The 25192-nt window shown below is 31.5% G+C and carries 19 protein-coding genes; 6 read left to right on the top strand and 13 right to left on the bottom strand.

The annotated features are described in order from the left end of the window. The first annotated feature begins 39 nt into the window (after positions 1 to 39). Positions 40 to 1395 carry a UDP-N-acetylmuramate--L-alanine ligase gene (locus MK851_RS06045; RefSeq protein ID WP_320242514.1) on the top strand — a complete coding sequence of 452 codons (1356 nt, stop codon included), beginning with the start codon at positions 40 to 42 and terminating at the stop codon, positions 1393 to 1395. Here MK851_RS06045 and MK851_RS06050 read toward each other — a convergent pair. The 7 genes from MK851_RS06050 to trkA form a co-directional block, all read right to left on the bottom strand. Beyond that, positions 1376 to 2443: a nucleotidyltransferase family protein gene (locus MK851_RS06050; protein WP_320242339.1), complete on the bottom strand. Its 1068-nt coding sequence runs from the start codon at positions 2441 to 2443 to the stop codon at positions 1376 to 1378. The genes MK851_RS06045 and MK851_RS06050 overlap by 20 nt on opposite strands. Beyond that, the gene (locus tag MK851_RS06055; RefSeq protein WP_320242341.1) at positions 2433 to 3554 is read right to left on the bottom strand and encodes a hypothetical protein; all 1122 of its coding nucleotides are present in this window, start codon (positions 3552 to 3554) and stop codon (positions 2433 to 2435) included. The genes MK851_RS06050 and MK851_RS06055 overlap by 11 nt, the downstream gene beginning before the upstream one ends. 66 nt (positions 3555 to 3620) lie before the next feature. After that, a complete protein-coding gene (locus MK851_RS06060) occupies positions 3621 to 3800 on the bottom strand; it encodes a hypothetical protein (protein WP_303506816.1) in 180 nt (59 codons plus the stop codon). 24 nt (positions 3801 to 3824) lie between these two features. Further along, positions 3825 to 7763 carry a T9SS type A sorting domain-containing protein gene (locus MK851_RS06065; protein WP_320242343.1) on the bottom strand — a complete coding sequence of 1313 codons (3939 nt, stop codon included), beginning with the start codon at positions 7761 to 7763 and terminating at the stop codon, positions 3825 to 3827. 101 nt (positions 7764 to 7864) lie between these two features. Further along, positions 7865 to 8434 carry a phage tail protein gene (locus MK851_RS06070; protein ID WP_303506813.1) on the bottom strand — a complete coding sequence of 190 codons (570 nt, stop codon included), beginning with the start codon at positions 8432 to 8434 and terminating at the stop codon, positions 7865 to 7867. Positions 8435 to 8716: 282 nt separating this feature from the next. Continuing rightward, on the bottom strand, positions 8717 to 10216 hold the full coding sequence (locus tag MK851_RS06075) for a TrkH family potassium uptake protein (RefSeq protein WP_320242346.1): 1500 nt from the start codon (positions 10214 to 10216) through the stop codon (positions 8717 to 8719). Continuing rightward, positions 10216 to 11562: a Trk system potassium transporter TrkA gene (gene trkA, locus MK851_RS06080; protein ID WP_303506811.1), complete on the bottom strand. Its 1347-nt coding sequence runs from the start codon at positions 11560 to 11562 to the stop codon at positions 10216 to 10218. Before trkA ends, MK851_RS06075 begins: the two co-directional genes overlap by 1 nt. Positions 11563 to 11729: 167 nt before the next feature. Here trkA and radC point away from each other — a divergent pair, with 167 nt between their 5' ends. The 4 genes from radC to MK851_RS06100 are packed head-to-tail and all read left to right on the top strand — an operon-like array spanning position 11730 to position 15224. Then, positions 11730 to 12416, top strand: coding sequence for a RadC family protein (gene radC, locus MK851_RS06085; RefSeq protein ID WP_320242348.1), 687 nt, complete (start codon positions 11730 to 11732; stop codon positions 12414 to 12416). 29 nt (positions 12417 to 12445) lie between these two features. Next, on the top strand, positions 12446 to 13753 hold the full coding sequence (locus MK851_RS06090; RefSeq protein WP_303506809.1) for a polysaccharide deacetylase family protein: 1308 nt from the start codon (positions 12446 to 12448) through the stop codon (positions 13751 to 13753). Further along, complete coding sequence (locus tag MK851_RS06095) at positions 13746 to 14435, top strand: YjjG family noncanonical pyrimidine nucleotidase (protein ID WP_303506808.1); 690 nt, start codon at positions 13746 to 13748, stop codon at positions 14433 to 14435. The genes MK851_RS06090 and MK851_RS06095 overlap by 8 nt, the downstream gene beginning before the upstream one ends. 45 nt (positions 14436 to 14480) lie before the next feature. Continuing rightward, positions 14481 to 15224, top strand: a complete 744-nt coding sequence (locus tag MK851_RS06100) for a hypothetical protein (protein WP_320242352.1) — start codon at positions 14481 to 14483, stop codon at positions 15222 to 15224. A gap of 19 nt (positions 15225 to 15243) precedes the next feature. Here the strand turns inward: MK851_RS06100 and MK851_RS06105 are convergent, their stop codons facing one another. The 3 genes from MK851_RS06105 to MK851_RS06115 form a co-directional block, all read right to left on the bottom strand. Next, entirely contained in the window at positions 15244 to 16167 is a 924-nt protein-coding gene (locus MK851_RS06105) for a YeiH family protein (protein ID WP_320242354.1), read from the bottom strand. Positions 16168 to 16244: 77 nt separating this feature from the next. After that, positions 16245 to 17126 carry a LysR family transcriptional regulator gene (locus tag MK851_RS06110; RefSeq protein WP_320242356.1) on the bottom strand — a complete coding sequence of 294 codons (882 nt, stop codon included), beginning with the start codon at positions 17124 to 17126 and terminating at the stop codon, positions 16245 to 16247. A 19-nt stretch (positions 17127 to 17145) separates the two neighbouring features. Further along, positions 17146 to 18417 (bottom strand): replication-associated recombination protein A, encoded by a 1272-nt coding sequence (locus tag MK851_RS06115; protein ID WP_320242358.1) that lies wholly within the window; start codon positions 18415 to 18417, stop codon positions 17146 to 17148. A gap of 76 nt (positions 18418 to 18493) precedes the next feature. On the opposite strand from MK851_RS06115, the gene MK851_RS06120 reads away from it, so the two are divergent. After that, positions 18494 to 19210, top strand: coding sequence for a rhomboid family intramembrane serine protease (locus MK851_RS06120; protein ID WP_320242360.1), 717 nt, complete (start codon positions 18494 to 18496; stop codon positions 19208 to 19210). A 31-nt stretch (positions 19211 to 19241) separates the two neighbouring features. On the opposite strand, the gene rlmB is transcribed toward MK851_RS06120, so the two are convergent. The 3 genes from rlmB to MK851_RS06135 all read right to left on the bottom strand — a co-directional run bounded on the left by rlmB (position 19242) and on the right by MK851_RS06135 (position 25191). After that, on the bottom strand, positions 19242 to 19979 hold the full coding sequence (gene rlmB / locus MK851_RS06125; RefSeq protein ID WP_320242362.1) for a 23S rRNA (guanosine(2251)-2'-O)-methyltransferase RlmB: 738 nt from the start codon (positions 19977 to 19979) through the stop codon (positions 19242 to 19244). A 519-nt stretch (positions 19980 to 20498) separates the two neighbouring features. Next, positions 20499 to 21968 carry a RagB/SusD family nutrient uptake outer membrane protein gene (locus MK851_RS06130; RefSeq protein WP_320242364.1) on the bottom strand — a complete coding sequence of 490 codons (1470 nt, stop codon included), beginning with the start codon at positions 21966 to 21968 and terminating at the stop codon, positions 20499 to 20501. A gap of 16 nt (positions 21969 to 21984) precedes the next feature. Next, on the bottom strand, positions 21985 to 25191 hold the full coding sequence (locus MK851_RS06135; RefSeq protein ID WP_320242366.1) for a SusC/RagA family TonB-linked outer membrane protein: 3207 nt from the start codon (positions 25189 to 25191) through the stop codon (positions 21985 to 21987). Position 25192: the final 1 nt, after the last annotated feature.

Consider the following 25192-nt stretch of genomic DNA (forward strand, 5'->3'; position numbering starts at 1 on the left):
TTTTGTATTTTTGACGCTTACATTACAGATAACAACACTATGAAAATTCACTTTATAGCTATCGGAGGTAGCGCAATGCATAACCTAGCAATCGCATTACAACAAAAAGGATACCAAATAACAGGAAGTGATGATACGATTCATGATCCTTCAAAAACTCGTTTAGCAAATAAAGGTTTATTACCGAATGAGTTTGGTTGGTTTCCAGAAAAAATAACCACTGATTTAGATGCTGTTATTTTAGGAATGCATGCAAAAAAAGATAACCCAGAGTTATTAAAAGCGCAAGAACTTGGAGTGAAAATTTATTCATATCCAGAATTTTTACATGAGCAATCTAAAGATAAAACTCGTGTGGTTATAGGTGGTTCTCATGGAAAAACAACGATTACTTCTATGATTTTACATGTGTTGAATTATCATGATAGGGAAGTGGATTATATGGTAGGTGCACAGTTAGAAGGTTTTGATACTATGGTGCATTTAACCGAAGAAAACGAGTTTATTGTTTTGGAAGGAGATGAGTATTTGAGTTCTCCTATAGATATGCGCCCGAAGTTTCATTTATACAAACCAAATATTGCATTGTTAAGCGGGATTGCTTGGGATCATATTAATGTATTCCCAACGTTTGAAAATTATGTTGAACAGTTTTCAACCTTTACAGATTCTTTGACGAATGGAGGAATTATGGTGTATAATGAGGAAGACGAGGTGTTAAAAGAAGTTGTTGAAAACTCTAATCACCCGATAAAAAAATATCCTTATAAAACCCCAGATTATTTTATTGATAATGGAATTACTTATTTAGAAACAGCTGAAGGTAATTTACCGTTAGAAATTTTTGGAGAGCATAATTTACAAAACTTGGCAGGATCAAAATGGATTTGCCAACACATGGGAATTGATGAGGATGAGTTTTATGAAGCAATAGCTAGTTTTAAAGGGGCAAGCAAGCGTTTAGAAAAAATTGCTGAAAACCCTTCAACTGTTGTGTTTAAAGATTTTGCCCATTCACCATCAAAAGTAGAAGCTACTACAAGAGCGGTTAAAAATCAATATTCAAATAGAACTTTGTTAGCATGTTTAGAGTTGCATACTTATTCCAGTTTGAATGCTGAGTTTTTATCAGAATACAAAGGAGCTCTAGATAAAGCTGATAAAGCAGTAGTTTTTTATTCTCCCCATGCAGTAAAAATTAAACAGTTAGAAGAAGTTTCTGAAGCGCAAATTGCCAAAGCTTTTGAACGAGATGATTTGATAATTTATACAAAACCAGAAGAATTTAAAGAGTTCTTATTCAATGAAAACCTTGAAAATACGGCCTTGTTATTAATGAGTTCTGGAAACTACGGAGGTTTAGATTTTGATGAGGTTAAAGCTTTGGTTGATTAAAAAATCTATCAAATAGATATTTTCTGTATTCTTTTACATAAAAAGACTTTAGAATAACTGAGAAGCGGTGTTTGTATAAAAAGTATAATTCCCACTTTTTTTTGTTAGCAGCACTTTTTTTAGGGTTATTCATAAAGAAAAGTACTTTTTTGATATACTTTTTAGTCTTATGTGTTTTGGTATATTCTAGTGATTGAGGAGAGTTAAATATGTAATTAGTAACTGAAAGAAAGTTTTTTAAACTATTGGACTCTGAATGGTCAAAATTACTTAAAGTTGTTTTAACAGAAGTTTGTTTAGATAATAAATAAAGATCATATGAATTTCTTAGAGATATAGTTTTAGTCCATTGACCTTTATCGTTAATTTGTTTATTAAAGCAAGTTAAGAGAACTTGATTATTATAGGAAAGAACCGTGGCGTTATTAACCAGTTTAGTTACACTTTTTTTTATAAAATTAAAGTCAAATCCTTTTTCATTAGAAATCATTTTATAGTGAACTTCAATTGCAGCAATTTTCCCTTTTTTAGTTATTTTTGGATAGTGTCTATTTAAGACTGTATTATCTAAATAGTCGGGAGTTTTTTTGTGGTATCCGTTTTTTTTGAGGATATTAACAGTAAGGTTAAACAGTTCAGGCTTGACCAAAAAATCAATATCACCTACCATGCGTTCGGCAATATCTTGGTATAATCCTTCAAGTAAATTACCTGTTCCTTTTAAAAAGATAGGAGTGATGTTGTTTGAAACCAAAAGCTTATTAATTTCTTTAGCTTCTGTTATAATACTTTGATTACGTTCTCTGTTGAGGTTAGTAATATGTTGCATGTATTCAACTAAGTTAGTAGGAAGATAATGTAAAAAATGAGCACGTTTTAAGTTGCAGTATAACGCAGGAAAAACATAGTGAGCTGTACTCACTTTAACAACAGCATCCCAATCTACTAAATCGGCTTCTATTTTTTCTTTAACTAATTTATAATTAACTTTTTCATGAGTAATGGTTAAGCACTTAGCCACAAAAAATAAGGTTTCTTTATAGCTCATCAGTGAATATTTTTGAAACTGTAGAAATCATTTTTTTGTTGTTTGAATAGGTCAATTGGTAACAAGGTAGTTTTTCAAACCAGTTTAGAAAAATTTTTACGTTTTGTGGTAATGGAGATAACCAAGAGTCAGGAACTAACTGTTCAAAAGCTGTAATATTTGAAATTTTGTTAATAATTAAATCGCTGTTTTCTTGATATTTGATAAAAATCAAAGCTTTACAAGGACATTTTAAAGAATAATTATGATTGTTAGTAGGTAAGTATCGAACAACTTTATTCAATCTTTTAAAATGATATTCAGCAGACATTTTTAGTTCAGGATATAACGGAAGTAAAGTTTCTAAGCTATTTTTTTTAATAGAGATTGCAGAAGGGAAGCTGTGTACATTTAAAGAGGTGTCAATAGGAACAAAATCATCGGCTAAACAAGTAAAATTGCTAGCTTGTAACAACGCTAGCGAAGTACTTTTCCCGTTTCCAGAATCTCCTAAACACAAAATAGTATTGGTACCATTGCTAGCTGCTGAAGCATGAAAAACACCCATCCACTGATTTTCGTCTTTTTGATGGATTTTTTGCACTAATTCCATAGAAAATTTCCCTTGAAAATAATGTATTTCTTTTAGACTCCAAGTATCGATAATAATATCATCTACAGAAAAAGAAATAGCATTATCATTACTAAAGACTTCAAATTTATGATTGATATTTTTGGTTTCTTCAGTTTCTAAATGAGCAAATTTTGGATGAATTAGAGAAATTTCTATGTCAGAAGCATATTTTACTTCTAAAATTAGATCCTTGATTTTATAATATTTTATTGAAGCAAAAGATGTTGGTTTAATTACAGTAAGAAGTTTGCTTTTACTGTTAGTTTCTTTTGAAGAGATAAGTAAAGTCTCAATATCTATAACTAAAGCGAATGCTTCTTTATAGGTAATATCAATTTGCTTAGTAATCTGGGTAGTTATCTCTTGCTTATCAACGTTTTGGTTTAAAAGAGAAAGTATTTCAGCCACAAGAGGGGCTACAACAAGATATTCATTATTATCTTGAAACCAAACAATACTTTTATTCTCTATGTTTCGTTTAATTATTTTATTTATCATGATTGACTAAAAATAGAAAACCTCGATAATTTTATCGAGGTTTTTTGAAAAAATATTTTAAGGTTTTTAAAAGCCACCTCCTGGTGCTTCTGGACTTTGTGCTTGTGCTTTTTGAGGATTTAAAATCATGTAAGTTCCTAAAGCCGTTAAAGCAGCATATTTACTATAACCGCCAATTTTTTTTAAGGCTTCTTTACGAGTGATATTTTTAGAGTCTGTATCAGTCTTTTTTATGTTTTTCTTCATAATTGCTCGATTTTTATAGCTTACTTATTTTAAGATTATTTTTTTAGTGATTTCTCCTAAGTCAGAGTTTAATTTTACAATATACACACCACTAGATACCTCAGAAAGGCTTATTTTGCTTACTCCGTTAGAGGTTATGTTTTTATTTAAAATTTCTTTCCCTAAAATTGAATAAACTGTTACATTGGCTTTAGTTTGTAATCCTACAATGGTAACTTCATTATTAGAAGAACTATATATACTAATATTATCTAATGAAGGATTAATAGGAGGTGTTTCAAGTTTTTTAGAGCTAGTATGTAAATAGAATTGACCAATACCGTTTGTGTCATTCGCAAGAGTAATGGTATAGGTCTCTTCTGATAAATTGGTGAAAACTCTATTTGTTCTATCTTCTAAGTATATTTTAAGATTAGCTGGTAGGTTTTTAGAAGTAACCGAAAAAGTTATTTCTTTACCTGCTTTCCCTTTAATACCTACTGGAATAATCATGTTTTCATGATCGGTGTTTGGTAATGTTTGGATAGCTAAATTTTTACCTTGATTGTTAGTAAGTAGTTCTGTAAATACGGCTAAATCAGAAGAGTCTTCTCCAAACATTTTTGAGTCGTAACCTTTATCGTATCCAGTGGTTTTACTAGATGCGTAAAATACTTTTGCAGACCTTTTGACTTCTTTGTTATTAACTGATAATTCAAGAGAAGGAATAGGTTCTTGCCTCATAAAAGTATCAGTGTTTTGATGACTTTGATTGGCAGAAGAAAACGTAATATTTCCATTTGCAGCTGCTTCAACAAAGAAAGCCTGACCTGGAGCAATTTCTATATCATCTATTGCATTTTTGGTGATGTATTGTGTACCATCCCATAGCCAAATAACTTCATCTGTAAGTATAGCAGTATTTGCAGCTGTAAAACTAGCAGAATTAATATAAGATGTATATGGGTTCCCTATAAGGTTATAGTTTGTTCTACTACCTGTTGTGATTCCTTTACTAACGTTAGAAGTGTTTATTGTTCCAGTAACTGAAACATCTCCAGGGGAAGCTAATTTAATAGAAACACCTGTTCCACTAGTCACTGTTCCCGTACTACTACTTTGTATATATAACCATGCAGGTCCTGTAATATTACTATAAGGAGCCAGTCCTAAGTTACCACCCGTTCCAGAAGCTAAGGTGTGGTTGGCAATAATATCTTGAACCGTTTCTCCAACAACAGGAGGTGATACTAAGTACCAGTTTGTAGTTGGTAAACTTCTTTTATAAGTTACAGTACCAGTAACAGTACTTTGTGGTATAAAAGAAGCTCCGTTATGAATAGTTAACGAATTAAATGTAACTGCTGATGAAGCAGTAGGGTAGTTTGTTAGTCCAGAAGGAATAACAATATCTGTATTTGTTGATGGAATGACATTAAGATCCCAGTTTGAAGCAGTATTCCAGTCGTTATTTGTAGTCCCTGTCCAAGTAATGGTTTGTAAACCTACCAAAACAGCAGTTGTACTCCCCACACTGTTTAATGTTAGGTTAACATCATTAGAAGCAGCATCTTTTAAAGTACCACCATTAGCAGCTAATGTACCAATAGTAATACCGTCAGTGTCTAAATCACCTGCTTGTACTGTATATCTAAATAGTAAGGCATTCGTTCCGCTTCCACTTTGGTAAGTCGCTTGTCGGATAGTAGCACCTATAGTAATAGCTATTTGAGGAGTGCCTCCTGCTGTATTTACGGAGACATTTTCATCAAAATTAACGGTGAAGTCTAGGTTTTGCCCAGTTAAATACGTTTCATTAGCAGGAACGTTAACACTTGTTACTGTTGGTACAACTGCATCTACCAATACACCAGTTGTGGTTCCTACACTGTTTAATGTTAGGTTAGCGTCATTAGAAGCAGCATCTTTTAAAGTACCTCCATTTGCGGTTAATGTACCAATAGTTATACCGTCAGTATCTAAGTCACCTGCTTGTATTGTATACCTAAAAAGTAAGGAGCTCGTTCCACTGCCACTTAGGTAAGTTGCTTGACGTGTGGTAGCTCCAATAGTGATAGCTATTTGAGAAGTTCCCCCTGTAGTGTTTACGATTACATTTTCATTAAAGTTAACGGTGAAATCTAAGTTTTGACCTACAATATAAGTAGCATTTGCAGGCACATTAACACTTGTTACAGCAGGAGCGACCGCATCGACTAATACAGCAGTTGTTACTCCAATGCTATTTAATGTTAAGTTAGCATCATTATTAACAGCATCTTTTAAAGTACCACCATTTACAGCTAATGCACCAATGGCGATACCGTCAGTGTCTAAATCACCTGCTTGTACTGTATATCTAAACAGTAAGGCACTTGTTCCGCTACCATTTTGGTAAGTAGCTTGACGTGTAGTAGCTCCAATAGTTATGGCTATTTGAGGAGTTCCTCCAGCTGTGTTTACTATTGTGTTTTCATTAAAGTTAACTGTAAAATCTAAGTTTTGTCCTGAAATATAAGTTGAATTTGCTGGCACATTAACACTCGTTACGGTTGGAGCAACAGCGTCTACTAATATATTAGTAGTTGTCCCCACACTATTTAATGTTAGGTTAGCATCTTTACCTCCAGAATCTTTTAAAGTGCTTCCGTTAGCAGTTAATGTCCCAACAGCTATACCATCAGAGTCTAACTCACCTGCGAGAACTGTATGTCTAAAAACTAGAGCGTTTGTTCCACTACCACTAATGTATGTTGCTTGACGTACAGTAGAGCCAACAGTAATGGCTACTTGAGGAATTCCTCCTGTAGTGTTTATTGTTATGTTTTCATTAAAATTAACTGTAAAATTTAAATTTTGACCAGTAATGTAAGTAGCATTGGTAGGTACGTTAACACTTGTCACGGTGGGTGAAATTGCACTTGAAATAACGGTAGTTGTATTATCTGTGTCAGTATCTGTACCATCATTTATAACTACTGTAAAAGTAGTAGTCTCGGTAGTAGTTGTTCTGTTATCAGTTGGATTGTAAGATAAAGCTCTTAATTTTGTTTGTAAATCAGCTGGGGTGGTACTAGTTATAGTATATGGGCCAGAGCCAGAAAGACCTGTACCTGATAATAAACCTTTTACATTATCATCTAAAGTAATAGTTGCAGATAAATTGTCTCCATCAGCATCTATAGTTGTAATATTCGAAAAAGGGGCAATTGTACTGTTATCGTTTACAGTTTGACCCGCTGAAGTTCCTCCTATAACAGGAGTTGTATTTCCAATTGAACCTTTTAAAATGATATTATCAAAAGCAAATTCTTCTTGAGAGTCTGGCATTTTAAAACGAACTCTGATTTCAATTGAATTTCCACTTACTGCGCTACCAGTTATTGCATCTAAATTTAAGCTAAAAGTTGTCATAGCAGTATTTACATTACTGGTTTCACCACCTTCCAAGATACCATTTAAATTGTCATCCCTTCTTAGCCCTAAGGTAGGGGTAGGGGTATCACCATCTCCATAAAAAGCAAGGACAGTTGTATAACTACCTCCGTCAATTTTGTAATCAACAATAAAAAAATCATTAATTTCATACCTAGTGGGAGATGTATTAGGAAACGCAACGTCTATATCTATTGATAGGTTTGATTTACTTGTAATGTCAATAGGATCTAATTCAATATATGAATGACCATTATAAAATCCTCCGTCAGTAGTAAAGTTGATATCCTCTCCTCCTATAAAATTGGTAGCATTACCAGTAATACTACCATCAAAAGTGAAGCTACCAACAGTTCCTCTGCTAATTCGATCTGGACCAGAAACAACAAATGTTTGAGAAGGATAGTCAGTTCCTGTATCTGCATTACCTATAGCATAACCATTAAAATCAGTTCCTTCAAAATCTTCAGTATATATTACAGTTTGTGACAATGCAATTGGAACAAATGAAAAGATTATAAAGAAAAGCAATAAAGTAGTTTTTTTCATAATGTAAGTTTAGTTTGTTTATAATAAAGATAACTAAAAAAAGCTAAATCAGATGATTAATTGTGTTTAATCATCTGATAATTAAAGTTGTAAATATGTTTTTAGTTTCTTGAAGGAAAAACACCAACTAATGCAATAATAAAGTTTATAGCTAAATAAGGCTGCATATTATTATGAGGTTGACTCCCTCCTTGGTTTAATGTTGTTGTAGCCGTTGTTACAGAACTAGTGTTCATTTCAGTGTTTGGAGGTTGGCTACTGAATACTTCTGAACCAGTTGAAGACCCACTGGCAATTGAAGAGCCTGTACTTATCGTGTCATCATCACCAGAAGCACTTTGTCCATGTAATTTAGAAGTAGAAGTTGCCACATGATTATGAATAGGCATTTCTAGAATGTTAAGTGTATGTGTTTGTTCTCCTCCTCTTTGACCTAATGGTCTAGGAGAAAGCCCTGGTCCTACGCTACCATCACCAGAATGAATAGGAGCTCTACCACGTAAATCAGGTAAGGCAAAAGTTGTTCTTCCGTCCCCACCGTAGGTGGTGCCTAAAATTGAAAATAAAGCTGAATTTTGAGAAATAGCAAGTAGTTGTCCGTTACAAAAAGCCCAACCTCTTGGAGCAAAGTTTCCTCCAAACATTGTAATTTGTCCTATAAATGGATCCATAAGTAATAAAGTTTAGTAGTTAATAATGTTTAGTTCAACAATTTAGTAAAAAAACAACATATATAATGTAACTGTTTAATTATTTGTTGTTTACGGCTGCTTTTGAAAGTTTGCGAAATTACTAAATGTTGAATGTTTGTTTTCTAAAATCAAATTTAAAGACAAACAGAACTAAACTTTAATTCTATTGTTTAAGCGTGTTTGATTGATATGCAAACGTATATTTTTAAGGTATATACGTTTAAGGAGAAATATTATTTATTGGTAAATGTATTAGCTAAGTTAGTTTTTTCTCCAGAAGAAAGGAGTTAATAAAATTAACACGGTAAATAGCTCTAGACGACCAATTAACATTAGAAAAGAGCAAAACCATTTTGCGCCTGCTGATAAATGGTTAAAATTATCTACAGGGCTTACACTTCCTATGGCAGGTCCAATGTTTCCTAATGAGGAAGCACATGCTCCTAAAGCAGACTTTATATCCAAACCTAAAAGAGCTAAAACAACGGTACCTATTATAAAAATTAACATGTATAACACAAAAAACGAGAGGATATTAAATATAATAGTTTGTTTTACTGCTTTACCATCATAACGAACAGGTATTATAGCATTTGGATGTAGTGATTTTTTAAATTCTAAAAAGCTGTTTTTTAGCATAATAATATGACGAACAATTTTTACACCTCCTGATGTAGACCCAGCTGATCCTCCTAAGAAAAATAAAGAGAAAAATATAGCAGTAACAAAAAAGCTCCACATTGTAAAATCAGCAGTAACAAAACCTGTTGTTGTTACTACAGAAATTACAGAGAATAACGAATGTCTTATAGCGCTCTCTACTTCACCCCATATTTTAGGATGTGCTATACTACTTTGTAAATTAGGGTCTTGTAAAAAGATAATCATTAAAGCAACAATGGTCGATATTCCAATAATTCCGAAGAAATAGTATTTAAATTCTTCACTTTGTATCACTCTTCTGACTTTTCCTTTTAAAGCAAAATAAGTAAGAACAAAATTGGTTCCTGCAATAAACATGAAGAAAATGATTATATATTGAATCAATGGAGTTCCATTCCAGTGGGCTACACTTGCGTTTTTAGTAGAAAATCCACCTGTACTTACGGTTGCCATAGCATGATTAATAGCATCAAACCAAGTCATTCCAGCCACTTTTAGTAGTAAAAATTCAACAGCGGTTAATAATACATAAATTAACCATAATCGTTTTGCCGTATCAGTAATTCTTGGATGTAGTTTATCTGCTGAAGGTCCAGGAGCTTCAGCCATAAAAAGCTGCATTCCTCCAATACCTAATAAAGGTAAAATAGCTATAGTAAGTACAATAATTCCCATACCTCCAATCCAGTGTGTACAACTACGCCAAAACAAAATCCCTTTTGGCATGGACTCAATATCAGTTAAAATAGATGACCCTGTGGTTGAATATCCTGAAATTGTTTCAAAAAAGGCATTGGTAACACTTGGGATACTTTCTGTAAGTAAATAAGGAAGCATCCCTGTAAATGATAAGGTAAGCCAACCTAAAGTAACAATAAGGTAGCCTTCTTTTTTATGGATGTTTTTATTGTCAGGCTTATTAAAAAAAAACAATAAAGAACCTATAGCTATGGTTATGATTCCAGCATTTAGAATTCCAAGTTTGGCGGATTCATCGTAATAAAAACTTATGGGTAAAGTAAGCCACATAAATAAACCATTAAGGATGGCTGTAACTCCTAAAAAACGATAGACTAATTTAAGATTAAGATTTTCCATTATTTGAATAAATCTTCTACAATATTTATGGCTTCGGGTAAACAAAAAACAATAGCTTTGTCACCGCTTTGCATTTGAAAATCACCAAAAGACATTAATGCTTCTCCGTTTCTAATTACGCCACCAATAATAGCTTCTCTAGGAAAACGCAATTCTCTAATTATTTTTTGGGTTACTTTAGCACCAGGATGTACTTCAAACTCAAAAACTTCAGCATCAACATTATGCAGATTAGCTAAAGCTACAATTTCTCCTTTTCTAATATGGCGGAAAATGTTACTTGCAGCAATTAACTTTTTATTAATTAGAGTATCGATACCAATAGTTTGAGAAATATTGATATAGTCCATATTTTCTACTAAAGCAACTGTTTTTTTTACACCTTTAGATTTTGCTACTAAACAAGACATGATGTTTGTTTCAGAATCTCCAGTAACAGCTACAAAAGCATCCATTTCTCTAATACTTTCTTCTTCTAACAATTCTAAATCCCTACCGTCACCATATATTACTAAGGTATTACGAAGGTCTTCGGCAAGTTGTAAGGCTTTGTCTTTATCTTTTTCAATCAACTTCACTTTAAAGTTGTCTTTACAAAGTTTTCTAGCTGTTTTTCTTCCAACACGGCTACCACCCAAAATCATCACGTTTGTAATATCAATATATTCCTTTCCGATAATAGGATACAGTTTGTCAATACTATATTTTGGTACAGAAAAGTATACTTGGTCGTTTATTTTGTACTCAGTATCTCCACGAGGAATAATTGTTTGAGAGGTCCCTTCACGTTTTATAGCAATAGTAATAAAATCTACTAAGCAATATTTTTCTTTAGTTTCTTTAACTGTAAGATCAAGAATAGGAGATTTATACCCAAGTGTTGTCCCCATGATATTAAAAACTCCGTTTTCAAAGGCTACTGTATCGTTAAAAGAAGATTGGTTAAGTAGAGATTTAATTTCTTCAGCAGCTAATTCTTCAGGGGAAATCATAAAATCTACTCCGTAATCTTTGAAATTGATACAAGGGTTGTTTAAAAATTCAGGGTTACTAATTCTAGCAATTGTTTTTTTTACCCCCAATGCTTTACCTATTACAGAAATAGTAAAGTTTGTGTTAGGACTTTCAGTTACTGCTAACAATAAATCTGCTGAGTTAACGCCTATTTCTTTCAATAGTTTTATAGAGGTAGCATCTCCTTTTTTGGTAATAACATCTAAATGATTGTTTAGATATTCTAATTTTTCACCATCAAAATCGACTACGTATGTGTCTTGTGCTTCGTAAGAAAGGAGTTTAGCCAAATGAAAACCTACGTCTCCAGCCCCGGCTATAATAATCTTCATATTAAAAATTAAAAAAGATAAGAGACAAAGATACTGTGCTTCTTTTGGTTGTGCAAAAAATGAATTATATTTATAAATCTATAAGAAAAAGTAATTAACATTCATGGTTAAATAACTGGATTAACATATTGAGTTGTAATGTAAGGCTGTGAAAAAAAAGAAAAAACATGAATAAGATTTCTATTAAATCGTGGGCATTAGATGATAGGCCAAGAGAAAAACTAATGTCTAAAGGAAAAACAGTATTATCAGATGCAGAGTTGATTGCTATTTTGATAGGTTCAGGAAACAGAGAGGAAAGTGCTGTAGCTTTGGCTAAAAGAATATTGTTAACGGTAAATAATGACTTAAATACATTAGCAAAACTATCGGTAGAAGAATTGATGAAATTTAAAGGAATAGGAGAGGCGAAAGCAATATCTATAGTAACTGCTTTGGAGTTTGGAAAAAGAAAACAATTTGAAGAAAGAACAAGCATATCTAAAATAAGCAGCTCTATTGATGTAGTAAAAATTATGCAACCACTTATAGGGGACTTGTATTATGAAGAGTTTTGGGTGTTGTATCTAAACAATTCAAATAAAGTCTTAGCAAAACACCAATTAAGTAAAGGAGGGTTTACAGCTACTTTAGTAGATATACGATTGCTGTATAAAAGAGCATTGGAGCTTTCTGCAATAGGTGTAATTGTTTGTCATAACCATCCTTCAGAAAAACTATCACCAAGTAAATCAGATATTAAAATAACCGAAAAAATTAAACAAGCAGGTATTACTTTAGATATTAAATTGCTAGATCACCTAATAGTTACTGAAAAAGCTTATTTTAGCTTTGCAGATGAAGGAATTTTATAGTCGTTTTACACGATTACTAGTTACTATTTATGATACTTATTTATACCCATAAAGTTACTCCTAGAGTACGTTATATTTTCAAACATATTTTTACTCGTATTTTACAAGTTCAAATTGATTTTACAGGTAAAGTAGAAGAGTTTGTGGCTTACAATGGACCTAAGTTTTCATATACAAATGTGCCTTTAGGAAAAGAATTTTTCGTCCAGAGCAATGAACTACTTTTTCAGCAAGGTATAAAGGATATAGAAATAGTAATTCAAAATTGGGATGAAGTTCCTTGTTTCTTTCCAACTGTTGAAGCTTCTGAAATTCCGTTTGATATTTTTGCTGCTAGCTTTTTCTTAATTTCAAGATATGAAGAATATTTACCACATATAAAAGATAAGTATGGGCGATTTACAGTTGGTGAAAGTATAGCCTATCAAAATGGATTTTTAGAAAAACCTATGGTAGATATTTGGGCATATAAGTTTTTGGAAACCTTAAAACAAAAATTCCCAGACTTTAAACATATAACAAGAGAATATCAATATATTTCTACAATAGATGTTGATAATGCTTATGCATATAAGTATAAGAGTTTTATAAGAACTATTGGAGGATTTTTAAAAGATGTTTCTCAATTTAAGGTTTTTACAATTTGGGATCGATTTACAGTATTTTTCAATCTTAAAAAAGACCCTTTTAATACATTTCAAAAAATTATTGAGTTAAAGAAAGCTCATAATGTAAGAACCATATTTTTCTTTTTAATAGGCGACTATACTACATTTGATACGAATGTGTCCGCCTCCAAAAGAAAATTCAAATTGTTAATAAAAGATATGGTTGATTATGCTCGCGTAGGGTTACATCCGTCATATTACACAATGAATGATTCTGTAATGTTAAAAAAAGAAAAAGAACGTTTAGAAACGATAACTAATATACCTGTTAAACGTTCAAGACAACACTACTTACGAGTATCTTTACCAGAAACGTATCAGCAGTTAATAGATTTAGAGATAGATGAAGATTACTCAATGGGATATGCAACACATGTAGGGTTTCGAGCAAGTACTTGTACTCCATTTTATTTTTACGACTTAGATTTTGAAATTCAAACACCTTTAAAAATATTTCCGTTCGCATTGATGGATACGACATTAAATGATTATATGAAGTTAACACCAAAACAGTCGTTAGGAAAAATTAGAGATTTAAAGAATGAAGTAAAGGCAGTAAATGGTACTTTTATTACAGTATTTCATAATGAAAGCTTGAGTAACTATTTAAGATGGAGAGGGTGGAGTAGGTTGTATAATTCAATGCTTAAAATAGTAGGAAATGTTTAGAGAAGAAATGGAAATAAAACATTTATTTTTTGATTTAGATCATACATTATGGGATTTTGATAGAAACTCAAAACTTACTTTTCAACAAATTTTTGAAGAACAAAATATAACCATCCCAATACATAGTTTTTTAGAAGTGTATATACCTGTAAATTTAAAATATTGGAGGTTATATAGAGAAGATAAGGTAGAAAAAACAGCATTAAGATATTATCGCTTAAAAGAAACTTTTGATAATCTAAAATACGAGATTTCTGATGATTCAATAAATCAAATATCTAAAGACTATATTGGATACTTACCAAATTTCAATTATTTGTTTGATAATGCAATAGAAGTGTTAGAGTATTTAGAAAGTAAATATCATTTACATATTATTACAAATGGCTTTGAAGAAGTACAAAAATTAAAACTGAAGAAATCGGGAATTCATAGCTTTTTTAAACAGATAATTACATCTGAGTGTGTTGGAGTTAAGAAACCAAATCCTAAGGTTTTTGAATTTGCGTTAGAAAAGGCAGGAGCAAAGGCAGTTGAATCTGTTATGATAGGAGATAGTTATGAAGCAGATATTATAGGGGCAATAAATTCAGGAATGAGAGCAATTCATTTTTCAGAAGAAGTAAATAACAAAGAAGTTCAACAAGTAACTTCATTAATAGATTTGAAAAAATATTTATAAGTTTATAAAAACAACTTTTTTTAATAAACACAACAAAAACTAAAAATGAAAAAAATACTTTTTATAGCATTATTTGTAACAACAGCAAGTTTTGCACAAAAAACAATTAACAACTATAAATACGTTATAGTACCAAATAAGTTTGATTTTGTGAAGGGAAAAGATAAATACCAAACAAGTTCACTAACAAAGTTCTTATTTAATAAATACGGTTTTACAGCACTTTTAGAAAATGAGAAGTTACCTGATGATGTTGTAAACAATAGATGTTTAGCTTTAACTGGCGTAGTTAAAGATGATTCGAGCTTATTTACTACAAAGAGTATTGTAGAACTCAGAGACTGTTATAATAAGGTGGTATTTACCTCACAAGTAGGTAAAAGTAAAGAGAAAGATTACAAAAAGGCGTATCATGAAGCTATTCGTAATGCTTTTAAATCAGTACAGGCATTAAAGTATACGTACAAACCATCAAAAGAAGTAGCTGCTGTAAAAGAAGAAGTAGTAGCGCCAGTGGTTTCAGCTGTTGAGGTAGTAAAAAATAAAACTATTGAAGTTAAAGAGGGAAATACTATAGAAAATACATTATATGCTCAATCAATAACTAATGGATTTCAGTTAGTAAATACAAAGCCTGAAGTTGTTTTTCAAGTATTAAAAACGAATGTAAAAGACGTTTTTGTAATCAAAGATAAAAATGGAATTTTATATAAAAATGGTGATTCTTGGTTTGCAGAATATTATAAAAATGGAACTAAAGTAATAAAGCAGTACCAAATAAAGTTCTAACACATATTTTCACTACTCTTTAAAAAATGATAATAAAGAGTAGTGAAAAAACACTTATGAATATCCATAAAAGAGAAGCAAAAATAATAGGCTTAATACCGCTTTCCTTTAAGTCTTTAATGGTTAAATTCATTCCTATTAAAAATAAAGTTGCTACCAAGAGTCTTTTAGATAATTCTACGATGTTCATCGAAAAATTTTCTGGAACAATTTGATAGCTGTTGAGTAACATTGCTATAATGAAACCTATTATAAAATAAGGTATTTTAATCTTCCTATCACCAGATTTAAAAAGAAACATAGCAAAAAAAGACAAAGGTATAACCCATAAAGTGCGTGCAAGTTTTACGGTAGTTGCTATTTGCAAAGCTTCATCACCATACTCTAAAGCAGCCCCTACTACAGAACTAGTATCGTGAATAGCTATGGCGCACCAAATACCAAATTGCTTTTGAGTTAGTCCTAAAATATGACCTAAAGAAGGAAATATAAATAAGGCAATAGCATTTAAAAAGAAAACGATTCCAATAGCAATGCTAATAGTTTTATGACTAGCTTTAATTACAGGTGAAATAGCAGCGATAGCACTGCCTCCGCAAATAGAAGTTCCTGAAGTAATCAAAAAACCAATTTTTTTATCAATTGTAAAAAGCTTAATAAAAAATAGGCCTAGAATAACGGTTAGAATAATAGATAAAGTAGTTAAAGTAAGCCCTTCTTTACTTGTTTGTATAGTTTCAGTTAATGACATCCCAAAACCTAAACCAATAACAGATATTTTTAAAAGTATTTGAGTTGCTTTTTTCGTTTTTTCAGGAAAAGGATTACTAAAAATATATGTTATAATGAAGCCAGATATTAAAGCAAAAGAACTAGAAATATAACCGGTTAAAGCTAGTGTTATGAAGAATGTAAAAAAGCTAATTTGACAGAATTGTTTCATTTTTTCTAAGAATTTGATGAAACAAAACTACGATTGAAATATAACTAAAGAGTAAATTAAATAGTTATACAAAATAACTAAAAGTTATAATTGGTTTTGATTAATTTATAAAGTAAGTTCATTTTTTTTGATTGATAATTTGTTCTACAAACAAAATCAAATTCACGCTCAAAAGAAAGTCCTTTAATATCAACAATCTTTAGTTTGTTTTGAATGAGCTTTTCTGTTACAGCATGAATAGATAAGAGAGCATAAGAGTTAGAGTAGTGTAAATATTGCTCAATAGCCTCAGTATTGTTTAATGTAATTACTCTGTTTAGTTTAGTAATGTTATTTTTCTTTAAAGTTTCTTCAATTATTTCACGCGTACCCGAACCAATTTCACGACCTATATAAGGTATTTTACTTAGTTCTTGTTTTGATATAGAGTTTTTACTATTAGTATTGTTAGTACTTGTTACCAGTACAATTTCATCTTTAATAAATTTAGAATATCGTAATAATTGATTAGAGGATTTTCCTTCTACAATACCAAATTCTAATTCTTGATTTAAGATCTTATGTTCAATATCTTTAGTATTGCCACTAATTATATTGAATTTTATATTGTTGGAGTTTTGTTGTATTTTAGCAAGTACTTTTGGCATTATATACGTAGCAATTGTCGTGCTTAATCCTAAATTAAATTCAAGAGAAGTGCTTTCTTCATTTAAAAGAAAAGAATTCTCTAATTCTTCAAACAACTCAGTAATTTTATAAGCGTAATCAAGAAAAATTTTCCCTTCATTTGTTAATGAAATAGAATTTCTAGATCGGTTAAAAAAAGATGTATTGTATTCTTCTTCTAATTTAGAGATAGTTTTAGAAACAGCAGGTTGTGAAATATTCAACTCTTTAGAAGCAAGTGTGAAACTTGAATGCTGAGCAACTTTGATAAAAGTTTTTAGTTTATAATTCATAGCCTTTATGGTATACTAACTAATAATTGTACTTATCTTTCCAACGTTGCTTTAACAGTTCTCTAAATTGATTTTCACGAGCATTGTTTCCAGGTTCGTATAATTTAGTGTTTTTAATTTCATCAGGTAAAAACTCCTGGTTTATAAAATTACCTGCGTAATTGTGAGAGTATTGATATTCCTTTCCGTAGTCTAAATCTTTCATTAGTTTAGTAGGAGCATTTCTTAAGTGTAAAGGGACTGACAGGTCTCCTGTAGTTTTAACAAGGTTTTGTGCTTCACCAATAGCTATGTAAGAAGCATTACTTTTAGCAGAATTGGCTAAATAAACAGCACATTGACTTAAAATAATCCTAGATTCTGGATAGCCAATTACTGAAACTGCTTGAAAAGTATTGTTGGCTAAAATTAACGCAGTAGGGTTTGCGTTACCTATATCTTCAGAAGCAGCAATTAGCATTCTACGCGCAATAAATTTTACATCTTCACCACCTTCAATCATACGAGCTAACCAATATACAGCAGCGTTAGGGTCACTACCTCTAATAGATTTTATAAAGGCAGAAACAATATCGTAATGTTGCTCACCAGTTTTATCATAACGAACCGTGTTTTTTTGAATTTTAGATAACACTAACTCATTGGTAACTTCAATTTCATTATTAGCAGCAACTAATAATTCAAAAATATTCAGAAGTTTTCTGGCATCACCACCAGAAACTTGAAGCAGTGCATCAGTTTCTTTTAAGTCAATTTTTTTTTGAGAAATGATTTCATCTTTTTCTATTGCGCGATGTAACAAAGCAATCAAATCATTTTTATCAAAAGAATTTAATATATAAACTTGGCAACGAGAGAGTAGGGCAGGTATGACTTCAAAACTTGGATTTTCGGTAGTTGCTCCAACCAAAGTTACCCAACCTTTTTCAACAGCACCTAATAAAGAATCTTGTTGTGATTTACTAAAGCGGTGAATTTCATCAATAAACAAAATGGGATTTTTCTGTGTGAACAATCCACCACTTTTCTTTGCTTTTTCAATAACTTCACGAACATCTTTTACTCCGGAGCTAATAGCACTCAAAGTATAAAAAGGACGCCCAGATTCATTTGCAATAATATTAGCTAAAGTAGTTTTACCAATTCCTGGAGGCCCCCATAAAATTAATGATGGAATAATTCCTTGTTTTATATGATTGGTTAATATTCCATTTTCGCCTACTAAATGTTGTTGACTAATATAGTCGCCTAAACTTTGAGGACGGATTCTTTCTGCCAAAGGTTGATTCATAATGTAAAAATAGCAAAGATTTATGACAGAACTTCAGAAATACTACTTTGGATTTATTTTTGTTATTTTCAAGGTCATGAATACAGAACAACAGCTAAAATTTTCTCCATCCATTTTTACTATACCTTTTTTATTTGTTATAGTAATATGGTTTGTGTACTGGATAGAAATTAAATTCGGATGGAATTTTAACAAGTTTGGCGTTTTTCCGAGAAGTTTTGATGGTTTAAAGGGGGTTATATGCTCGCCTTTTATTCACAGTGATACTAAACATCTTTTTAATAATTCAGTTCCTTTATTTGTGCTCTCAGCTTGTCTTTTTTACTTTTACAAGGAAGTAGCAGTTAAAGTTTTGTTGTTTGGAGGGATTATGACTGGATTATTAACTTGGCTAATTGCAAGAGAATCGTACCATATTGGAGCGAGTGGAATTGTGTATCTACTTTTCAGTTTTGTTCTTTTTAGTGGAGTTATAAAGAAAAACTACAGATTAGTAGCTGTTTCTTTCATTACTATATTTTTATACGGAAGCATGGTTTGGTATGTATTACCAATTAAAGAAGGGATGTCATGGGAAGGGCATTTATCAGGATTAATAACAGGGATTGCTCTAGCTCTATTATACAGAAAAAGAGGGATTATAAAAGAAAAGTTTGAATTCACTAAAACAGAGTTTGATTCTATGTTCGATGAAGCAGGAAATTATGCTCCACCAGTAATTGAGGAAGAAGTTGAGTTAGAAGTTGAGTTAGAAGAAATTAAATACAAATATTTTTATAAAGAAGAAGAATAAAATAATCCTGCTGAAAGCAGGATTTTTAATATTATAAACGTTGTCTTACAACTTCATACAAAAAGGCACCACAAGCAACAGATACGTTTAGAGATTCTATTTCACCTAGTAACGGTAGTTTAGCTTTATAATCTGCCATTTTTAATACAGAGTTACTTACACCTTTGTGTTCAGAACCCATAATGATTGCAATAGGTTGATTAAAATCAACATCAAAAACTGAATTTTCAGTTTTTTCAGTAGCAGCAGCTAGCTTAATGTCAGCAGCTTTTAGTTGAAAAATAGCATCTTTGATATGATCTACTTTACAAATTGGTATTTTAAAAGCAGCACCAGCAGAAGTTTTAATGGTTTCAGCATTTACAGGAGCACTACCACTTTTTTGAATGATGATTCCGTTTACACCAGTACATTCAGCGGTTCTGATGATAGCTCCAAAGTTTCTCACATCAGAAACTTGATCTAATAATAAGAATAGGGGAGTATCGTCTGATTCTAACGTAGCTTCTATTAAAGTTTCTAAATCTTGAAAATCAATAGGAGAAATTTTAGCTACAGCACCTTGGTGGTTGTTGTGCTTTGATAAACGATCTAACTTCTCTGTAGGAACTACACTAGTTGATATTTTGTTTTTCTTTAAAAGTTTATCTAATTGAAAAAATAACTCTCCTCGTAAGCCTTTTTGAAGGTATGCTTTATTAATTGAAGCTCCACTTTCTATAGCTTCAATAATTGCTCTAATACCAAAAATATTTGTGTTTTGTTCCATGCTGCAAATGTAGTTGATTTTATGGTATAAAAAAACCACCTTGTTAGAGCTAGTTTTGAAGTTAAATAAATGTCTCACCCTGAAATAGCGTTACAAAAAAACAGATTTCAAATAAGAATATACCAAAAAAGTTAATTTATGACCACTGATAGTGGTTACAGTATTATAGAGAAAGTTATAAAAAGTTATTCTTTAAAAACAAAATACTATTTTTAAATAAGAATTTTTGACTCATATTAAAAATGATTCAAAAAATTGTAAATCAAAATCTCACTATTTACACCTCCAAAAGACCTCATATCTCTTATGAATTATTAACACAAGAGCAAATGCATAATAAAGATAAGATTAAAAGTAAAATAAAAAAAAATCTCATTAAAAACGATTGTTTCTAATAAGATTTAGTATTTATCAAACCTCATAAAATTTAATGATTATTAATGAAGTATAATAACTATATTAATTATTATAGTAAGCTATTCTCTCGATGTTATCGAGAGAATAGCTTAAGCTTACTTTTTAATTAATGAATGGATTATTTTGAATTTCAGAGCGAGGAATAGGGTAAGTTAACCTTTCATCGGTATGAGGAATAGATAATCCTGAAAGAAAAACATGATTAGTACCTCTAGTCATCATTTGTTTGTTTCTCTTCATAGATAAGTAGCTCTTACCTTCACCCCATAGTTCAATTCTTGTTTGTAAGATAATTTCGTCTATTAGAGCCTGACCAGAAAGAGCATCTACATAAGCGTAATCAGCAGGATCAGAAAATCTTCTTGAAAGAACTTCTTTTAAAGTTGTTCTAGCATCTGCTACCATACCTTCTTTTGCTGCCATTTCAGCTGATAACAAATACATTTCAGCAACTCTCATAAATACATAATCGTCTTCAACATTTCTTTGCCCTCCAATAACTCTGTCAGCATTATAAAACTTATTTCTAGGTTGCCAATTGTTAGTTGGATCAAATTGAGTCTTTCTAATATCATTGTCATCTATAGAACTGTATAACAAATCATCAATACCTTTATTGTCACCAGCCCACTGATAACTGTATGTAAAGACATCCATTTGTCCCCACCACGAAACAAGATCTAAACCATTAGCTAAGGTGATATCGAATCCCCAAATCCACCCAGGTGTATTTATATCATTAAACCCACCTGTAACTTCACTAGCACTCATTAATGGATATCCCGCAGCAATTACTTGATCCGCTAATTTTTTTGCTTCTAAATTCGAAGCACTATCACCTTTAGCAGCATATACATAAGCAAGTAAACCTTTAGCAACATCTTGATTTATAATAGCCTTTCCTTTTCTTGAAAAACCATCTAAAAGAGTAATAGATTGTGTAAGATCACCAATCATTAAGTCAAAAACCTCACTCATAGGAGATTGTGGTTGTATAGTACCTACTTCAGTATAAATAGGAAGTATTGCTTCAGCACCATCGTATTCTCGTTGATATAATTGAGATAAATAAAAATACGCGTAAGCTCTTAAAGACTTTGCCTGACCTAAAGAATATTTAGCGCTTTCAGATTCAGGTGTTACGTCATTACCTCCAAGAGATTCAATAATTAAATTGGTTGATTTTATAACTCTATAATAATATCTCCAAGGGATATAGTTATCAGTATTAGATGGATCTAAAGTAGATTGTAAGTTTGCAAAATCACCATATCTATTATAGTTATTAGCTGTTAATGCTAAATCACCTGATAAGAAATCAGTATAAATATCATAACCTTTTTGACCAAAATCACTATGATCATCAGTTCCTCCTGTAAAGGTGTTTATCATCATAGAGTAAACACCATTAAGAGTTGACTCTAAAATAACAGGGTTTAGTTCTCCTGATTTACCTGTATCATCAACATTAATAAATTCTGTAGGAGTTTTATCTAGTAGCTCATCACTACAACTAAACAATGTTGTAATTACAGTAAGAGCAAGCACTGTTTTAATTAAATTATGTTTCATTCTATAATTTTTTAAATTAAATTTTAACACGAATACCTAATGTAAATGTAGATAATGGATTATATCTGTACCTAGCAGAAGAACCTACTAATGATGCAGATGGATTAAATCCTTTTCTCTCACTTAATAAGAAAAGGTTATCACCAGCAAACCATATATTAACAGCAGATAATCCTGTGTTTTCTAAATATGTAGTAGGTAAGCTATAACCAATCCTTACATTATTTAACGCTAAATAATCAGATTTTGTTAAAAAACGAGTAGATTGACTAGTAACTCTAATGTTCTGGTTACTATATAACCTAGGTACATCTGTTATATCTCCTGGGTTTTGCCATCTGTCTCTTATATCTACGTGGTAGTTATTCGAACCAGCTTGACCATTACCCATTACACTAGCATAGTTAGGGTCATAACCATACCCCCCTAAACTATATGCAAATTGAGAGCTGATATCAAAATCGTGTATTTTTGCAGATAACCTAAATGCTCCTCTAATTGTAGGAATTGCCGATTTACCAACAAATTTATTTGAAGCTTCAGTATAATCACTAGTGAGAGCTTGTTTTATATCTGCATCAGGGTTTCTAACTTTATATTCGTATAACTCTAAAATTTCTTCACCAGAATCAAAAGAATCATTGTTGTTTGTGTCTACATAATTAGTTTCCCATAAAGGATTACCATTAGCAGGGTCTACACCAGCCCAAACAGGCATGTAATAATCATATCTACTTCCACCTTCAGCTCTACCAAAATTATCATCAATATCAATTATTTTGTTTCTTCCTTCAGGCTCATCATAAGGCATTTCAGTTATTTCGTTATCTAATAATTCACCATTAACAGATAAGTCTAACTTAAAGTTTTCTTTATCAATAATGTGACCAGTTAAATCAAATTCAAAACCTTTATTTACAATTGAACCGTCATTTGTTGTTATAAGAGCATCACCCGTTGAAATTGGAATACGTACATCAAAAAGTAAATCATCAGTATTTTTTATGTAATAGTCAAATGAACCATCAAGAACATTGTTGAATAATCTAAATTCAGTACCTACTTGGAACATTTCACTAGATTCCCATGTTAATTCTGCGTTTTCTATAGCTCTTAGGATTAAAGAAATATCACCGTTTAAATTATCAATATCATAACCATTTTGACCTGAATAGAAATCAGCACCAGCTTGATCTCCCATTATACCGTAACTAGCTTTAAGTTTTAAGTAATTAACAAAGTTTGCATTACTCATAAAGTCTTCTTTACTCATTATCCAAGATCCTCCAGCAGACCAAAAAGTAGCCCATTTATTTTTTGCAAAACGAGAAGACCCATCTCTTCTTATTGTTCCTGAAAGGTAGTATTTATCATTATAACTATAATTAGCTTGTGCAAAATAGCTTTCTAAACCTGTTTCTTCTTTATAACCTTCAGGGTTTGATCCTACATTTACATAGTTAGAAGGATTATCTAAACCATTAAATAAGTTTACAACAGTATTTTTACTTATATAAGTACGGTCTCTTTCCCATTCATTACTTTCGTGTGCTAATAAAGCATTTATATTATGTTTTCCAAAATTTTTATTGAAATTGAACATTTGCAAAAAGTTCTGAGATAAAGCTTGTCTTTGTTCTTTAAACAAACTACCACCTTGTCCTGCAGCAGATCCATAGAAAGGATTATTAATAGCATTATCAACATAACTATAATAATTTGCTCCATACTTTGCAGTAAAAGATAAGTAGTCAGTAAGGTTTACTTTAAATGAGAAATTACCGTTTATTGAATGACGCTTATTTTGATCTAAATCTAAATTTGCATCAGCAATAGCATTTGTTAATCCTCCAAAACCTCTAGTTGTACCATAATCATATTGGTTTCCTCCAAATACAGGATCTTTAACTATATTACCATTAGCATCGCGTAAAAACAAAGGATAAATAGAAGGAATATTATCTGTAAACCAAAAAATAGATCCAGAATCTTCAGATTGTCCATTAGCTGTTTGTGTAGCATAAGAATAATCAATATTTGCATTAGCTTCTAACCAATCAGTAGGGTTATGTGTTAGGTTTAATCTTGTTGAATAACGTTTGAAATCTGAGTTTACTAGGTATCCTTTATCATTTAAATAACCGAAAGATGAAAAATATGTTGTCTTATCGTTACCTCCGCTCATACTTAAATTAGCCTCTGTTCTTATAGAAGATTGAAATCCATAATCAGACCAGTCTTCAGGAGTATATTTTCTAGTTACTCCAGCTCTAACCTTACCAGTGTTCGGGTCTATAAGCTCACTAACATTTGAAATATTCCACATGTTATAATCAGGGCTAATTCCACCACCTGAAAATAAATTTGCGTTAGCATATGCTGCAGGGTCAGCATTACCTAAGAATTCACCTGTATTTTTTAATGACTCCCAAGAAAGTCCTATGTACTCGTCTTGAGATTTCACTACTTCATAAGCAGGTAAAAGTCTCATGTTAACCCCTGTTTTCACATCTACAGAGATATTTGAAACCCCATTTCTACCTTTTTTAGTTGTGATTACAATAACACCATTAGCACCTCTTGATCCATATATTGAAGTAGCCGTTGCGTCTTTCAAAATAGTTGTAGATTCAATATCTGCAGGGTTTATATTGCTAATACTATTTGTATAAGGTACACCATCAACTACATATAAAGGAGCACTATTACCATTAATAGTACCAAAACCTCTAATTCTTATTGTAGCTGTAGAACCTGGTTGGCCTGAACCATTAACAACAGTTACACCTGCAACCTCACCAGCTAAAGCTTGAGATACATTTGATACAGACTTAGCTTCTAAGTTTTCACTCTTAATTACTGTAGCCGTACCAGTATATGCCTGTTTGGTAGAGGTACCGTATCCAGTAACAACAACTTCTTCTAATAAATTGTCTGTTTCTAACACAACGCTAATTTGGTTAGAAGACCCAATAGTTTTTTCAGTAGTTTTCATACCTATAAAACTAAAAACTAAAACATCCCCTGTTTTAGCTTGAATAGAGTAGTTTCCATCAAAATCAGTTTCAGTACCCTGTGTAGTACCTTTTTTTAAGATCGTAACCCCCGGTAATGGACCAGATTCATCTGAAACAGTACCTGAAATCGTTCTTTCTTGTGCAAAGGATATTTGCACAATTAACGCTAGGAATAGCGTTAAAATTCCATTAAACTTTGTTCTCATT

The organism is Tenacibaculum sp. 1B UA (assembly GCF_033978845.1).
Classification (GTDB): Bacteria; Bacteroidota; Bacteroidia; order Flavobacteriales; family Flavobacteriaceae; genus Polaribacter.

Coding starts and splice junctions, on each gene's coding strand:
- MK851_RS06060 (WP_303506816.1), bottom strand. CDS start 3,800: ATGAAGAAAAACATAAAAAAGACTGATACAGACTCTAAAAATATCACT.
- rlmB (WP_320242362.1), bottom strand. CDS start 19,979: ATGGAACAAAACACAAATATTTTTGGTATTAGAGCAATTATTGAAGCT.
- MK851_RS06100 (WP_320242352.1), top strand. CDS start 14,481: ATGAAAAAAATACTTTTTATAGCATTATTTGTAACAACAGCAAGTTTT.
- MK851_RS06070 (WP_303506813.1), bottom strand. CDS start 8,434: ATGGATCCATTTATAGGACAAATTACAATGTTTGGAGGAAACTTTGCT.
- MK851_RS06105 (WP_320242354.1), bottom strand. CDS start 16,167: ATGAAACAATTCTGTCAAATTAGCTTTTTTACATTCTTCATAACACTA.
- MK851_RS06120 (WP_320242360.1), top strand. CDS start 18,494: ATGAATACAGAACAACAGCTAAAATTTTCTCCATCCATTTTTACTATA.
- MK851_RS06045 (WP_320242514.1), top strand. CDS start 40: ATGAAAATTCACTTTATAGCTATCGGAGGTAGCGCAATGCATAACCTA.
- MK851_RS06065 (WP_320242343.1), bottom strand. CDS start 7,763: ATGAAAAAAACTACTTTATTGCTTTTCTTTATAATCTTTTCATTTGTT.
- MK851_RS06090 (WP_303506809.1), top strand. CDS start 12,446: ATGATACTTATTTATACCCATAAAGTTACTCCTAGAGTACGTTATATT.
- MK851_RS06095 (WP_303506808.1), top strand. CDS start 13,746: ATGTTTAGAGAAGAAATGGAAATAAAACATTTATTTTTTGATTTAGAT.
- MK851_RS06115 (WP_320242358.1), bottom strand. CDS start 18,417: ATGAATCAACCTTTGGCAGAAAGAATCCGTCCTCAAAGTTTAGGCGAC.
- trkA (WP_303506811.1), bottom strand. CDS start 11,562: ATGAAGATTATTATAGCCGGGGCTGGAGACGTAGGTTTTCATTTGGCT.
- MK851_RS06130 (WP_320242364.1), bottom strand. CDS start 21,968: ATGAAACATAATTTAATTAAAACAGTGCTTGCTCTTACTGTAATTACA.
- MK851_RS06075 (WP_320242346.1), bottom strand. CDS start 10,216: ATGGAAAATCTTAATCTTAAATTAGTCTATCGTTTTTTAGGAGTTACA.
- radC (WP_320242348.1), top strand. CDS start 11,730: ATGAATAAGATTTCTATTAAATCGTGGGCATTAGATGATAGGCCAAGA.
- MK851_RS06110 (WP_320242356.1), bottom strand. CDS start 17,126: ATGAATTATAAACTAAAAACTTTTATCAAAGTTGCTCAGCATTCAAGT.
- MK851_RS06055 (WP_320242341.1), bottom strand. CDS start 3,554: ATGATAAATAAAATAATTAAACGAAACATAGAGAATAAAAGTATTGTT.
- MK851_RS06135 (WP_320242366.1), bottom strand. CDS start 25,191: ATGAGAACAAAGTTTAATGGAATTTTAACGCTATTCCTAGCGTTAATT.
- MK851_RS06050 (WP_320242339.1), bottom strand. CDS start 2,443: ATGAGCTATAAAGAAACCTTATTTTTTGTGGCTAAGTGCTTAACCATT.